Below are 14,941 nucleotides of genomic sequence, written 5' to 3' on the forward strand. Positions count from 1 at the left end.
ATTTATCCTCCTATCCTGAAAAGATCCTTTGCTCCATGGCAAGCAGGGCGATGCGGGCCTCAGCCGCCGTGAATTGGGATGGGTTTCAGGCCAGCTTTGCTGGATGTATTCGGCATTTTCAGTGGACGCGTTACGTCCGTTAGAACATGTTGTTGCAGCAAATAACGGGCATAGGCCAGCGGCCGGGTGTAGGTAAGAGCATGCATACGTCGGTCACCTGCTTCTGCAAATGAGGAGCGGCCCGGTCTTGAATTCACTTCAAGCAGCCAGAGTCGTCCCTGGACATCTGCTCCGAAATCAAGCCCCAATTCAGCCAGCCTGCCGAAGTGGCTCTCCACCAGGGTGGGGATGAGGGCTGCAGCATGCCTGATCTCCTCCAGCAGATCGTTGGTATGAATGCTCCCGTAGCGTTCCAGCAGATAAGGAATTGCAGGGTGAGCCTTTCCCCCTCCATGCAAATTGGAAGTGAGTGAACCTGTGGGTCCTTCCCGTACCATGCATCCGGTTAGAGACCAGCGTCCGTGCCCATTTTTTTGCACCAAGGCCCTGATGTCAAACGGTCGTCCATGATGACTTAGTTCCAGATACGGCTGTAAGATCATCTTTTTACCGGCCTTGTGTGAATCCAGCCAGGCAGAGACATCCTGGCGACGGTCAAATGTACGGTGAATCAATTCATTGCGATTATTTCTTCCCTCCATGATCCAGGAGGCGTGGTGATCTTCGCGATAAAGGCGAAACGTATTTTTACCATGGGTGCCCGATACAGGTTTGAAGAAAATACCTTTCGGCCAGCGCTCCAGCGATTGCTCCCATAAGGTATCCGACTGAAGGAGCGTCGTAGGCGCAAGAAGAGCACGCAGTCTTGTATCAGTAGACAAGGCGCGGTATACCTTCCATTTACCAGGCAAGGAAGCAGACCAGTATCGGCCATGGTGTCCGTTGCCTGAGGAAACAAGCTGCTGAAGCTGCTGTTTGAATCTTCTGGGAAGCGGTAGCAGACAGCGGTCCATGATCAGGTCCACAGCAGGAAGAGGCACGATGTTCCATTTTCCTTTGTCGAATGCATAGCCCTGTGTGAGTAGGGATGCGCTGGGTTTATTCGCTACGGCCAGCACAATGATATTTAGGTCGTAACGGTGGCTTTCCAAACTGAGACGACGACAGAAGAGTTCATCCACGAAAGGAGGCGAGCCTTCTGTTGCCCGAACCAGGATGGCTACTGTGTTTGTCTGATGTTGCAGGAACATTCCGCTACACCTCCTCTAATGGATGACTCTTCAGAATCCGGCCAGATAGGTAGAGTATTCCAGCATCGCTTTGACCGAAGGCCGGATTTTGCTCTCGCTAAGTGGCGTATTATCGTTCTTGGATGGTTTGGAGTTCACTTCAAGTAGCCAGACCCTTCCGCTGGTGTCCAAGGCAAGGTCGATGCCGAGTTCACCAAAATGGGCGGGGATGGCACCTTCAATGCCTTTGGCGATATCCAGCGCCGCCGTATGCAATCCTGCATACGCAGAAGCTTTGGCTGATCCGGACAATTGGGTTTTGGCTACAGCTTCCTTGACGGTGCTGAGGCTTCCACCTCGTGCCAGGTTGGATACATAGTGACTGCCGCCTGCAATACGTGCGACGATGGAAGTGACACTCCATTTGCCCGTACGGTTTTTTTGCACAAGCGCACGGAAATCTACGGGCCTGCCGCTGTTATCAATAAGGGAAAGACCCTGTTGGATCTGGTAACGCGTTGTTTTCATTTTCCCGGACAGACTGGAATACAGTTTATCCAGAGAAGCATACGTTTGTTTTCGGGTACCCCCAACGCTTGTAGCGAGGGTGAGGAAGCTGCCGTCGCTTTGACGGGAGACCCGGATGATACCTTTGCCAAGCGACCCGCGAACCGGCTTCAGAAAGACAACCGGATATCGATTGCACATGGTTTTGAGTGTGGCGGAAGCTTTGAGCAAATGGGATTCGGGTAGTACCCTTTTCAGTGTTGAAATGGACTTCAAGGCATCGAATACTTCATTTTTGTCCAGAAACTTTTCGTTGAAGGTTTGTGTACCGTAGAGCGATTTTACTTCTTTCATAAAATGCTGTACGCTAGGTTTGTTCTCAAGCTTACGGGACGTCAGCCGGTTATTGACGACGTCTGCTATAGGCAGAACGGTCTTTTTCCAGCCGTCATCATACACCCAGCCTTTCATATAACCCGTTACCGCTCCAATATCCTCCGGTGTGAAAAAGGATACATAGGCGCCCTTCTTCCGGCAGGCGTTCACCAGTTCTTGACAGAACATCGTGATGGAGCCAAAGGGCCGATCGGGCTGATCGGGGTAATCCTGGCTGACCAATACACTGATGTAAGGTCCAAGACGCAAAGTACGGCTGGCTGAACGATAAGATATGCTCAGGACCGAACGGGGAACAAGGCCGGTCTTGCTGGCTACCGTCTGATTGATGCGCAGACCGACATACCTGGGAACAGGGATGACAGTGACTTCACGGCTGAAAGAGCCGAATTGCAGCTGAAGCGGCCTTCCCGAAGGGATTTTAAGCGCCTTGAGCAGCCCTTCACCCAGCATGATGACGTCGTCCTGCAGGATGCCCGAGCCGGTAACCTGAATCGTTACTTTTTTAGTGGACATCGCGGATCTCCTTCCGGGCGGCAACTTGATGTCTGATCTCGAAGTTGAACGGCATCTAAACATGGCATGTGCTTCATCATATGAGGACATATAACCCTTGGTGATTGACCCATTTGGATTAAATGCATTTGATGCTCGGGCAGGTAATGGATGGCATGATTCCACAACCTTTGTTTGACGGAAGTTAAATACGTGTATTAACACGGGTGAACGTTGCGATGAGAATGTGAATGAATACGAATGGATAACAGAAGAACAACCCAATTCGAGGAGGAATTATAGTGAACATTTATGACAAAGCCAATGATTTGGCCAAAGCACTGAGAGAAAGCAGCGAGGTGGAAGAAATTACTTCTGCGATGAAGCTGATCGAAACGGACCCGGAAGCAAAGGCTATGCTGGATAATTTCCGTGATCAACAGATGGAATTGCAACAACGTATGATGAGTGGGGATATGCCTGCACCGGACGAGATGGAGAAAATGGAGAAACTGTTTGAAGTACTGAGCCTGAACCTGAATATCCGTCGTCTGTTTGACGCTGAACGTCGCCTGAGTGTCATTATCGAAGACGTGAACAAAATTATTGCAGACAGCCTGGGTCATCTGTACGGTGGCGCTGAAGCTTAAACCAAAACCTTGTCTCGTTTTTTTGCCTGAACCTCTCATATTAGCTCTTTATCGTTCATAGACTAGACATATAGAGTCGATCAAGAACGAAGGAGCTGTGAATGGTGAAAAGGTTGAAGAAAGCAAAACATGTGATCTATCTGCTTATCGCGTTATCGATGCTGGTCATTGCGTTGCCACGGATTTCCTTTGCTGGTGGAATGGACTGGGTTAATATTTTTGGCATCGTATGGGTGCTGTTCTCGTTATTAATCATTGGTGCACATCTGCATTTTATTCTTGGTGTGGATGAAGAGAAGAAGCGTGCCCTGGAAGCTGTTCGGCGGGCAAAGCTGCGGCAGTGGGAGATGAAACTGGTGGACAAGCAGGAACAGAGCAAATCTGTATAAGATTTGGATCACATACGACATGGTGATAGAGATGATGGTTCTATCTGTCTAAGTAAGGCCGGATTCCCTTTGGTATGAAAGGGGCCGGTCTTTTTTTATACCGTTATTCGATGTTCCTGTTATTGTGATCAATGTAGCGCGGTTCTTTAGGAGAATGCTGCGTAGAATGGGGTTATTTTCATAAGGTCGTGTTATAATAGATACAGAATAGTACAGATGCATCTTCGGGGGTGGTACAGATGGACGGACAGGAAGAAAATGTGACGAAGCACGAACAATTGCTTCAACATATTGAACAACTGAAGGTAGGCAGTAAAATATCGGTGCGCGGACTGGCGCGGGAACTGGGCGTAAGCGAAGGAACAGCATACCGTGCGGTAAAAGAGGCAGAGAACTTCGGCCTGGTCGTGACCAAGGAACGAATCGGGACGGTGCGGATTGAGAAAAGACCTCGCGGCATGACCGAGCAGCTGACTTTTGCCGATGTAGTAACCATCGTTGAAGGTCATGTGCTGGGTGGAAGTGACGGTCTGGCCAAACCGCTTCATAAGTACGTGATCGGTGCGATGAAAGAGCAGGCCATGGCCCGTTACATTGACGCGGGAAGCCTGTTGATTGTCGGTAACCGGGACAATGCACATTCCCTTGCCCTCGAGCAGGGCGCAGGTGTATTAATTACAGGTGGCTTCGGTACAAGCCGTGAAGTGAGAGTCATGGCTGATGAGTTGGGTCTGCCCATCATTTCCTCCAGACATGATACGTTTACGGTGGCTTCAATGATTAACCGTGCGATCTTCGATCGACTGATTAAGAAAAAAATTATGCTGGTTGAGGACATTATCGGTCAGAAACCCCGCCTTCAGGTGCTTAAGGTGACCAGTTCAGCTGCGGATTTTCACTTGCTGGTTTCTGAAACAGGAGAACATCGCTTCCCGGTAGTAGATGAATGGAACCGGGTTATCGGTATTGTGAGCCTCAAAGATGTGAGCGAGTTAAAAGAGGATCAGAGTATTGAGAAGTGTGTTGTACGCCGCCCGATCACGGCTTCGCTGCAAACCTCACTGGCTTCGGCTGCACAGATCATGACGTGGGAAGGCATTGACTTTCTGCCGATTGTGGATCGGAACCGTAAACTGATTGCATCCGTCACACGTAAGGAAGTGCTGCAGGCGATGCGTGATGCACAGAAGCAGCCACAGCTTGGAGAGACGTTTGATCATCTGATCTGGAACGGGTTTGCGGAAGAGCGCGGAGAGCAGAACGAATTGTTTTTCCACGGATTCATCATCCCGCAGATGGCAACAGACCTCGGCACCATCTCGGAAGGTGTTCTGCTGAATGTGATGACACAGGCGGGACGGCGTGCAGCCTGGGATGTTACTGGAAACGACCATATGGTGGATAATGTAACAACGTATTTTGTTCGTCCGGTACAGATTGAAGATCAGATTCTGGTTCGTCCAATAATTCTGGAGACAAGTCGTCGGACTTGCAAAATGGATATTGTCATTACCCGTGATGGGAATGTGGTATGCAAAGCGGTGATGACCCTGCAATCCATTGACCATGCCTAGAAAAGTCTGGATTCGAAAATATCATGAGTTCAGAAAAAAAGAGAGTATTCTCTATTCGAAACAGTGCACTGCACCCCGATAAAAACGTGGTTCAGGCTTGTTCGATAGATGAGGGTACTCTCTTTTTGGCACAACGCAATGACATCCCGCTAAATGCATCAGGCAGATTGTCCGGATGTCTTGCCAGCTCCACCGTCTGCATGTTGCTGAAGACGAGCATAGTAACTGCGGTTACGTAATCCGGCGAACAAATTGTACGCTCCCATAATCAGAAATAGCGCTTCCACAACGACGGATAGTGTAGAACCGGTAAAGACAAACATCAGGATAAGGGCAAGAATAATCAGCATGCTGCCCATCCAAACGTTGGTCCATGAGCGATAAAGACCTGTGGCGATGGGATCAGTGGTCCTGCGTGAACGAATGCTGTTCAGAGCTGAACAGACCATGGCGAGGGCAAAGATGGCGATTAGGGCATATTTGAGTACATCGATGAACACAAAGACGCAGCTCCTTTTCTGGAAAGCATTTACTGCCCTTATTGTACCATGCAGGCAGAGGGCAAGGGCAGTTTTTTTCCGGGGCTGTCATCCATTTCTAAGCCGGAACGTGCATCCGAATCTGTACCCAAACTTGCAGGACACCTTCCATCACCAGCATTGTTTTTACCTGGACGGTGTATTCCTTTTCTCTGACCGTATACACTTTTTGGTTCAGCATGATCCGCGTCATTTTGCTGTACTCATCGATGTTGAAGACGTCGCGGCCCCGGAGAACCTCAAGTTCATCGCCCAGTTTCTGCAACATTACTTTCAGGGAGGCCTCGTCCGGACCTTTGTCAGAATCTTCTGCACGGACCTTGATTTCCTTGATGACGGTTTGGCGTTTACTGTATTTTTTCAGCGTTTTAATATCCTCCTCATTCTGATGCAGCTGAAGCTGCAACTCCTGATTGTTGAGCCACAACTCGTTGTAACTCAGGTGAAATACACCGTTGTACACGACACAACCGGCGATCATTCCCAGAACAAAGACAGCAGTCATGCGCATAAGCGGACGGTAACGTGCAAAAGGCGGGATTCTCATGGGCGTTGTCTTGGAGTCATGCTAACCCCGTCCTCCACCGCAAACCCATTTCACCAGTTCAGTACCCATGTGGGCGCCCATGAAGGCGGATATCAGGTACAAAATTTGTTTGACTGCCGGAGACAGATTGCCGTCCAGCACGTTGCTTTCGATCACCCGCATCGGATCGATTGTACCGCCAACGGCCGCTGCGAGCGCCCAAATTTTAATTTTCCCAGCGACATCAAGCATCGTCTGTGTCGGAGGCTGGAGAGAGACCACCGCTCCTATACCTCCAATCATCGCGCCGCCCAGCACGATCCCAAACGCAATGAAGAAATCAAGAATGGCTTTGGACAAAAATGTGCTCATCCGGCAACACCCCTTTCAGACCCAGCAGCACACCTCCTGTCTTCGGTCCGTAACAGGGGGAGCGGCTTGTACTTCTATTGTATGGGCGTGCCCCCGAACGTTATGATAAAATAGAATAATAAAGCACTCTTCATTAGGATGAATCCTTATATTTCATTCATTTCATTTATAGCAGCATTTTGCATGAATACAGAAATCAACTTTCGGTCTGAACCGAAGGATGAAAAATACGGATAGAAGAAGATAGTGCAGCAACCTGATGCAAGATCGTTGCTGCGACTGTCCATGGCGAAAGGAAGAAAAAAACATGAGTTCTTTTGTGCATTTGCACGTTCACAGTGAATATAGTTTGCTGGACGGCGCTGCGCGTATACCGGATCTCGTGAATAAAGCCGCGGATCTCGGAATGACTACGCTGGCATTGACCGACCACGGTGTAATGTATGGTGCTATCCCTTTCTATAAAGCATGCGTCGAGCGGGGAATTAAGCCGATCATTGGATGTGAGGCTTATATGACTGCCGGGTCTCGTAAAGAGCGGGGAAGCCGCAAGGATCAGCCGATCCATCATCTGATTTTACTGGCCAAAAATATGACGGGTTATCGTAATCTGATGAAACTATGCTCCATCGGTCATTTGGAAGGCTTCCATTACAAACCACGTATTGATATGGAGAGTCTGGCCGCCCATCACGAGGGTATCATCTGTCTAAGTGCTTGTCTGGGGGGAGAGGTTCCCCAGCATTTGCTGCATGGACGAGAGGAAGAGGCAAAGCGTGCGGCGCTCCGTTACAAAAATATTTTTGGTGCCGATTTCTATCTGGAACTGCAGGATCATGGGCTATCTGAGCAAAAAAGAGTGAACCCCCAGCTGATCCGTCTGGCAGCAGAGCTTGATATTCCATTGGTGGCGACCAATGATGCGCACTATTTGTCCGAAGAGGACGCCGAGCTTCAGGATGTGTTGATCTGCATCGGAACAGGGAAAACGGTAGATGACGAGAACCGGCTGCGCATCGGAACCAATCAGCTTTATCTCAAGAGTGAACAAGAAATGGCGCGTTTGTTCCCCCATGTGCCCGAGGCTTTGGAGAATACGGTTCGCATCGCGGAGTCGTGTGAATTGCAGCTGGAATTCGGCAAATCGATTTTGCCGGAGTATAGGCCGCTTCCTGAAGGGGAAAGTCCTTCTGCCTATCTGCGTCAGTTGTGCGAAGAGGGAATGGAAGACCGCTATATTGAATCATCGCGTTGGACGGACACGGAGCTCAGAGCCGAACTTGAACAGCGGCTGGATTATGAGCTCCGGGTTATAGACAGTATGGGATTCTCGGATTATTTCCTGATCGTATGGGATTTTATCGCCTATTCTCACAGGCAGGGAATTGTCACCGGACCGGGCCGTGGTTCCTCGGCAGGTAGTCTGGTTGCCTATACCTTGCGTATTACAGACGTTGATCCCATGAAGTATAACCTGCTCTTCGAGCGGTTTTTGAATCCGGAACGGATATCCATGCCGGATATTGATATCGACTTCAGCGATGAACGGCGGGACGAAGTCATTGAGTATGTTGCGAAAAAATACGGCAAAGCCCATGTCGCCCAAATCATTACCTTTGGTACAATGGCTGCCCGTGCAGCCGTTCGGGATGTCGGGCGTGCACTGAATGTGCCTTACGGCGAGGTGGACAAGGCAGCGAAGCTGATTCCTGCACAGCTTGGCATTAACATTCAGCGGGCAATGGAAGCCACACCTGAACTGAAGGCACTGTATGAGACCAAGTCGAAAACACGTGAATTGCTCGATATGGCCATGAAAGTGGAAGGCATGCCTCGTCATGCTTCCACGCATGCGGCGGGGGTTGTCATCTCCCGTGATCCGCTGACGGATGCCGTTCCGCTTCAGGAGGGCAGTGAGGGAACGGCCTTAACGCAATATTCCATGGAAAACCTGGAGTCCATTGGACTGCTCAAAATGGACTTCCTCGGTCTGCGTACCCTTTCGATTATTGAACGCTGTCTGCGCTGGATTGGTGAAAATGGCGAAATTCCTGATTTCCGTCATATTCCGGACGACGATGCACTCACGTATGAGATGCTTGGTCGAGGCGACACCATGGGAATATTCCAGCTCGAATCCGCAGGGGTGCGTCGTGTCCTGAAGGAGCTAAAGCCAAGTGTATTTGAAGATATTATTTCCGTACTGGCCTTGTATCGTCCAGGCCCGATGGAGTTCATATCCAAATACATTCAGGGCAAACATGGACAGATTGAAGTGGATTACCCGCATACAGATCTGGAGTCCATCCTCAAGGATACGTATGGCATCATTGTATATCAGGAACAAATTATGCAGATTGCTTCCCGGATGGCGGGCTTCTCTCTCGGTGAAGCGGATTTGCTCCGCAGAGCGGTTTCCAAGAAGAAACGGGAAGTACTGGATCTCGAACGTGGACATTTTGTTCAGGGCAGTCTTAAGCAAGGATACAGCGAAGCGGAGGCTGACTTGGTCTATGACATGATCGTCAAGTTTGCCAACTACGGTTTCCCGCGTGCCCATGCCGCTGCGTATGGCGTGCTGGCTTTCCAAACGGCTTATCTGAAAGCACATTATCCCATTCATTTTATGTCATCCATGTTAACAGCTGTTATGGGCAGTCACCGCAAAGTGGCGGAGTACGTTGTGGAATGCCGACGCATGGACATTGAAGTACTTCCACCAGATGTGAATGAGAGCGGCATTCTGTTTACACCTGTACTTGCATCATCCACCAGCACTAGGCCTGGACAAGCGGCGGGAACCCAACGTTTAGGGGGAGAGCATGGGGAGGACGGTACAGCAAGTTCTACGATGGAACATGCCGTACATGATGATGATCATTATTCGGGACAAGCGGAGTACGGTGAAGCACCTCTACCAGATGACCCGGGTCCCGCACCAGACGAAGACGGTAGTGCCTATGAGTGGCAGGCAGCAACGGCTATGCCAGAGAAGTCCGAGGATCGGATTAATTCAGGCGTAGTGACTGTTTCTACAGCAGAACGTCTGCATGGGACTGGGGAAGAGGAGTCCTCGCATTCTGAACAGCATGAAATGTCTGCTGTACAGGAGCAAGATGGATTGTCGAATCAGAACTCTGATGCAGATACTGCAACCGGGGCGATACGATTTGGTCTGGCTGCGGTGAAAAATGTAGGTACCCAGGCGATGGAAAGTATCATGATTGTACGGCAGGAAAGACCGTTCGACAGTTTGCTCGATTTTTGTCGTCGCGTCGATTTGCGGGTATGCAACAAACGTGTGATTGAATCGCTTATTCAGGCGGGAGCTTTTGACACATTGCCTGGGCACCGTGCCCAATTACTTGCTATGCTGGATGAGACTGTGGAAGCCGCTCTGAAATGGCGCAAGGAACGCGAGGATCTGCAAATTCAATTGTTTGATTTTGTCGAGACGCCGAACTGGGAGATTGAATATCCCGAAATTCCGCCTTATTCCGGGAGTCAGCAGTTGGAGCTGGAACGTGAGCTGTTAGGTTTGTATCTATCTGGTCATCCATTAGATGACTATGAAGATGTGCTTGAATCCAGCGGCGCAGATCGCATTATGGAGCTGACGGAAGCGGCTGACGATACGATGGCCGTCGCAGCCGGGATGGTCGTGTCTGTGAAGTCGATTACGACGAAACAGGGCAAGGCTATGGCGTTCATGGAGCTGGAAGACCAGATCGAACGCTGTGAAGTGGTTCTCTTTCCCGAATTATGGCGGCGCAGCCAGCAGCATGTCGGGAAAGGTGAACTGCTCGTCGTGCGTGCCAAGGTGCAGCAGCAGGACGAAGGGGTCAAGCTGCTGGCTGAGGAAGTGGCGCCGTTGTCACCGGCGGCACTGGAACAGCAGCTGCGCAGCCGCGAACGGCGCGGCAAGCCCGGTAGCGGCAGTGTTTCGCGCCCGGCGGCTCCGCCACGGCAGGCGGGCGGCGCGGGAGCCGGAGCTCAGCGCAGCAGCGCAGGCGTGGATGCTGGAGCTGCACGCAGCAGCGGAGGCCAGGGTCCGGCAGCGTCGCACAGCGCTGGGGGTGGATCTGGGGCGGCCAATGCCAATGGGGCCGCTTCCGTGGCTCGTCGGGCCCCTGAGGCCGCTGGCGGCACGGAGCAGAGTCGTGGGCCGCGAGTGGTGGAGCAGCGGGTGTTCGTGAAGATCACCCCGCAGGCGGAGAAGCCCGAGCTTCTGGCCCGACTGAAACAGTTGCTTCAGCAGCATTCGGGTCCGGTGGCGACGGTGCTCTTCTATGAACAGCAGCAGAAGCTGCTCGCATTGAGTGATGCCTACCGGATTAAACCTTCGCCCTCTTTGTTCTCCGAGATGGAGAAGATGCTGGGTGAGGGCACGGTCAAAATAAAATAATAGGCTGTCTCGCAAGTGATTGTTTTCTCGCCTCAAAGCGCTAACGATACTACTGCGCCTTAAAAGGCGGATGATCGTGTAATGCAAAGTTTAACGAACTTCAGTGACTTTATTCCGGTACAAAACTGCGGCACGGCCTATAGAATGACGAAATAACATCTCTGAGATTCGTTAAACCGCAGATCTGTGGAAATTGGAGCTAATAACGTGCGATTGAATCGTTAGGGCCGAACCGAATAATGCTAAAAAGGTGTCTCCGGCCATGCTCATGACCCTCAAATACCCCTTATTCCTAATAAAAAACCTGTTCGGCCAACTGCCGAGCAGGTTTTTTTGTATTTATTTTACCAATTACATCAAGTATACAGGCGAAGGTGATATTGAACACAAGAATGTAATATGTGAATCTTTTTACATAATTTATAGGATAAGCAGACTGCCAAAGCGAATGTGCATTCCGCATTTTTTATGAACATTTTGCGAGCTTGCCGCATACACTTGAGAACACCGAAGGACCTGGGGGTCCTCGGGGGAGCGATGCGGGAGGTCGAGATATGTCATATGAAATCGTAGAAGCCATGCTGGCCCGGCGGGGTGTACAGATTGATGCAATCGCGGAAATTGTATATCGTCTGCAAAAAGGGTACCACCCGGAACTGACTATGGACGACTGTGTCACCAGTGTAAAATCAGTACTGCAGAAACGTGAGGTGCAATATACACTGTACACAGGTATAGCCCTTGACGAGCTTGCTGAGAAACGCCTTTTGCCGCAACCATTGCAGGCGATTATGGAGGCGGATGAATCCCTGTATGGAGTGGACGAGACTCTTGCTCTTGGCATTACCCATGTGTATGGTATGATCGGTTTAACCAGTTTTGGTTATCTGGATAAAGAAAAGATTGGCGTCATTCATGATCTGAATGAAGCAGGACCAGCTATACATGTTTTTCTGGACGACCTGGTTGCCGGGCTCGCCGCCGCTGCTTCTGCCCGAATTGCTCACAAAAATATTAAAGCCAAGAAATATCCATCGGATATCTGATTTTCTTCATTTGTGTTTTCATTCATTTGGTATCTTTTGTTTGTTCAATGGAAGGTCATCCGGGGTGGCTGTTGCTGCCCTGAGCGGCCTGAAATTCCTTTTTGATAAAGAAAGTCTTAGGAACATTGCATCAACCATATCGGTTATCCTCACGGGACAAATGTCCCTCTAGTTCTCGTTTTCTCCCCAAAGGTCCCGAACCCTTCCTTGCAGAAAAAAAGTGAGGTATGTTATCATTAGTCCAATATACGGGCTCTGAACATTAGCTTAGGGGGCGGACATGGCATGTGGACGGTGATTTACATTGCACCGACAGCAAAGGTTGCGGACAAGATTAAGACCAAGCTTTCGGAAGAAGGTTTTCTGGTACAGACCCGTCCCATCAGTTTATCCAAGCAGCAATTTGAGATTCGCGTCCCTTCAGGGGAATTGGAAGAGGTTCAGGAAGTGCTGAATTCGATTCTGCATTCCTGATTCATTCGATATCAGACGTGCCTTGGCAGATGAAGAAGTACCAATGGTACATAAGGGACTGACCGCGTAAGCGGAAAGAGGAATCGACTTGCATGTATTGTATGCTGCTGTCCTTCCTTCTTTTTTTGTTAGGACAAGGACTGACCAGATTGCTCCCAGAGACCCTACCAAGACAGATTCAAACATCAGCGCAACAATCTTTCGGTTATTGCAGGTAACATCAATCGTGCTGACAGAAGCCGCTGATCCTTGCCTTATACCGGCGGATTTTTTTGTTGTGAATGCTGGACAAGGCCCATGGCAGCGTATGGGTCGTAAGCGGTTTACCGCAGCGCGCGGATGAAGTTGCTACATGCAACGGACTGCAGGTTGCGGCCATCAAATCAACGGCTGGAGAGGTGTAGTTGTGTTCAAAGATATATTCCAGAAAAAACGGAAGTACGCCACCATACCTTCCGAGCGTGCGCTTCGTGGCGAAGGTCAGGAAGCTGGAGAACGTCCAAAACGGGAAATACCTGAAGGGCTTATGAACAAGTGCAGCAAATGCGGCACGATTCAATATAGCAAGGAATTGGAAAAGAACTTGAAAGTATGTCCGGCTTGCGGCTACCATATGCGTTTGAACGCAATGGAACGTATCGCCATGGTTTTAGATGAGCAAGGGTTTGTGGAGTATGACGCTGATATGGTATCAGTTGATCCGCTTGAGTTCCCTGGATATAGTAACAAACTGGAACAACAGCGCCTGAAGTCAGGACTAAAGGAAGCTGTCATTACGGGTGAGGGAACCTTAGAAGGTTTGCCTGTGGTTGTTGCTGTCATGAGCTTCGACTTCTTCACAGGTAGTATGGGTTCGGTTGTAGGGGAGAAAATTACCCGTGCGATTGAGCATGCAACAGAGAAACGCCTGCCTTTGATCATTTTCTCAACATCTGGGGGTGCCCGGATGCAAGAGAGTATTCTAAGCCTTATGCAAATGGCGAAAACAAGTGCGGCTTTGTCCCGTTTGGATGAACAGGGCGGGTTGTATATTTCGGTCATCACCGATCCGACGACAGGCGGAGTATCGGCCAGTTTTGCGAGCCTTGGTGATATCATTATTGCTGAGCCGGGAGCTGTATTTGGCTTCGCCGGTAGAATCGTTATTGAGCAAACGATCCGTCAGAAACTGCCTGATGATTTCCAGACGGCAGAATTTAATTTGCAGCACGGTCAGCTGGACATGGTGGTCCATCGTAAAGAACTTCGAGCCACCCTTGGCAAGCTTCTAGACATGCATAGTGAAAAAGGAGGGGTCTAAATGGCGGGTGAGTTGCCATATGAAGCGCCTCTGGTTGAGATGCGCAAAAAGATCGAAGAGCTCGTACAGTTTGGACAGGAAAAAGGCATCGACTTCACTGACGAAATTGCCCGCCTGGAAGAACGTTATCATAGACTCGAAGAAGAGATTTATACCGGCATAACGGCTGCCCAGAAAATGCATCTGGCGCGGCATCAGCAGCGTCCGACGGCACTGGATTTGATACAATTGATATTTACCGATTTCATTGAGTTGCACGGTGATCGCATGTTCGGAGACGATCTGGCGGTTGTTGGCGGACTGGCGAAGCTGAACGGAAAAACAGTAACGGTCATCGGCCAACAGCGGGGGAAAGATACGAAGGATAATATCGCCCGTTTTTTTGGGAGCGCACATCCAGAAGGATTCCGAAAAGGCTTGCGTCTCATGAAGCAAGCGAACAAATTTGGTCGTCCAATTATTACATTCGTTGATACTAAAGGGGCGTATCCGGGTAATACTGCTGAAGAGAGAGGTCAATCGGAAGCTATTGCCCGTAACCTGCTGGAAATGGCGAAGCTCTCGGTACCTGTTATTATAGTGGTCATCGGCGAAGGCGGAAGCGGCGGGGCCCTAGCTATGGCTGTGGGTAATCGTGTGTTGATGCTGGAGCATGCGATTTACTCTGCGATCTCTCCGAACGGTGCTGCATCCATTCTTTGGAAAGATGCATCCAAGGCAGATCAGGCGGCCGAAGCGATGAAAATAACGGCCAAAGACCTTCTGGAGATGGAGGTCATTGAAGAAATAATCCCTGAGCCACGCGGTGGTGCTCATCGGGATTATGAAGAATCTGCGGCTGCAATTAGCGAGGCTTTGGTTCGTCATCTGGATGAGATGAAAGGCTGGACTGGTGACCAATTGAAGCAGGATCGGTATGAGAAATTCCGTAAGATTGGATCTGTCACGTTTGAACCTGAAGTGCAGATTGAAGCCCCCCAAGTGCCTGTTGAGGTCGATACAGCAGGTAATTTGTCGGGAAATGCTGAATGATGTGACG

13 protein-coding genes are annotated in these 14,941 nt (G+C 50.0%); 8 read left to right on the plus strand and 5 right to left on the minus strand.

Features of this window, described 5'->3' with window-relative positions; all coding sequences use genetic code 11:
- Positions 1-59: 59 nt before the first annotated feature.
- Both AC3ITG_RS09695 and AC3ITG_RS09700 read right to left on the minus strand, forming a co-directional pair.
- On the minus strand, positions 60-1,250 hold the full coding sequence (locus tag AC3ITG_RS09695) for a YheC/YheD family endospore coat-associated protein (protein WP_489253583.1): 1,191 nt from the start codon (positions 1,248-1,250) through the stop codon (positions 60-62).
- Positions 1,251-1,280: 30 nt separating this feature from the next.
- Positions 1,281-2,648, minus strand: a complete 1,368-nt coding sequence (locus AC3ITG_RS09700; protein WP_413377002.1) for a YheC/YheD family endospore coat-associated protein — start codon at positions 2,646-2,648, stop codon at positions 1,281-1,283.
- A 281-nt stretch (positions 2,649-2,929) separates the two neighbouring features.
- Between AC3ITG_RS09700 and AC3ITG_RS09705 the strand changes: the two genes are divergently transcribed.
- The 3 genes from AC3ITG_RS09705 (at position 2,930) to AC3ITG_RS09715 (ending at position 5,240) form a co-directional block, all read left to right on the plus strand.
- On the plus strand, positions 2,930-3,277 hold the full coding sequence (locus tag AC3ITG_RS09705; protein ID WP_062319951.1) for a YlbF/YmcA family competence regulator: 348 nt from the start codon (positions 2,930-2,932) through the stop codon (positions 3,275-3,277).
- A gap of 101 nt (positions 3,278-3,378) precedes the next feature.
- On the plus strand, positions 3,379-3,666 hold the full coding sequence (locus AC3ITG_RS09710; protein WP_076289792.1) for a hypothetical protein: 288 nt from the start codon (positions 3,379-3,381) through the stop codon (positions 3,664-3,666).
- Positions 3,667-3,905: 239 nt separating this feature from the next.
- Positions 3,906-5,240, plus strand: a complete 1,335-nt coding sequence (locus AC3ITG_RS09715; protein WP_489253584.1) for a DRTGG domain-containing protein — start codon at positions 3,906-3,908, stop codon at positions 5,238-5,240.
- Between the two features lie 158 nt (positions 5,241-5,398).
- Here AC3ITG_RS09715 and AC3ITG_RS09720 read toward each other — a convergent pair whose 3' ends face one another.
- The 3 genes from AC3ITG_RS09720 to AC3ITG_RS09730 all read right to left on the minus strand — a co-directional run bounded on the left by AC3ITG_RS09720 (position 5,399) and on the right by AC3ITG_RS09730 (position 6,677).
- Positions 5,399-5,740, minus strand: a complete 342-nt coding sequence (locus AC3ITG_RS09720) for a YtpI family protein (protein WP_489253585.1) — start codon at positions 5,738-5,740, stop codon at positions 5,399-5,401.
- A gap of 97 nt (positions 5,741-5,837) precedes the next feature.
- A complete protein-coding gene (locus tag AC3ITG_RS09725) occupies positions 5,838-6,326 on the minus strand; it encodes a sporulation membrane protein YtrI (protein WP_076289791.1) in 489 nt (162 codons plus the stop codon).
- Positions 6,327-6,347: 21 nt separating this feature from the next.
- Positions 6,348-6,677, minus strand: coding sequence for a YtrH family sporulation protein (locus tag AC3ITG_RS09730; RefSeq protein ID WP_024629128.1), 330 nt, complete (start codon positions 6,675-6,677; stop codon positions 6,348-6,350).
- A gap of 307 nt (positions 6,678-6,984) precedes the next feature.
- Here AC3ITG_RS09730 and AC3ITG_RS09735 point away from each other — a divergent pair, with 307 nt between their 5' ends.
- The 5 genes from AC3ITG_RS09735 (at position 6,985) to AC3ITG_RS09755 (ending at position 14,934) form a co-directional block, all read left to right on the plus strand.
- Positions 6,985-11,082, plus strand: coding sequence for a DNA polymerase III subunit alpha (locus AC3ITG_RS09735; protein WP_489253586.1), 4,098 nt, complete (start codon positions 6,985-6,987; stop codon positions 11,080-11,082).
- A gap of 554 nt (positions 11,083-11,636) precedes the next feature.
- Positions 11,637-12,128: a phosphatidylglycerophosphatase A family protein gene (locus AC3ITG_RS09740; RefSeq protein WP_024629130.1), complete on the plus strand. Its 492-nt coding sequence runs from the start codon at positions 11,637-11,639 to the stop codon at positions 12,126-12,128.
- Between the two features lie 285 nt (positions 12,129-12,413).
- Positions 12,414-12,602, plus strand: a complete 189-nt coding sequence (locus AC3ITG_RS09745) for a hypothetical protein (protein ID WP_017689496.1) — start codon at positions 12,414-12,416, stop codon at positions 12,600-12,602.
- 406 nt (positions 12,603-13,008) lie between these two features.
- Complete coding sequence (gene accD, locus AC3ITG_RS09750) at positions 13,009-13,902, plus strand: acetyl-CoA carboxylase, carboxyltransferase subunit beta (RefSeq protein WP_063568087.1); 894 nt, start codon at positions 13,009-13,011, stop codon at positions 13,900-13,902.
- Complete coding sequence (locus tag AC3ITG_RS09755) at positions 13,903-14,934, plus strand: acetyl-CoA carboxylase carboxyltransferase subunit alpha (protein WP_063568088.1); 1,032 nt, start codon at positions 13,903-13,905, stop codon at positions 14,932-14,934.
- Positions 14,935-14,941: the final 7 nt, after the last annotated feature.

The organism is Paenibacillus sp. GL_099_B, from assembly GCF_057835695.1.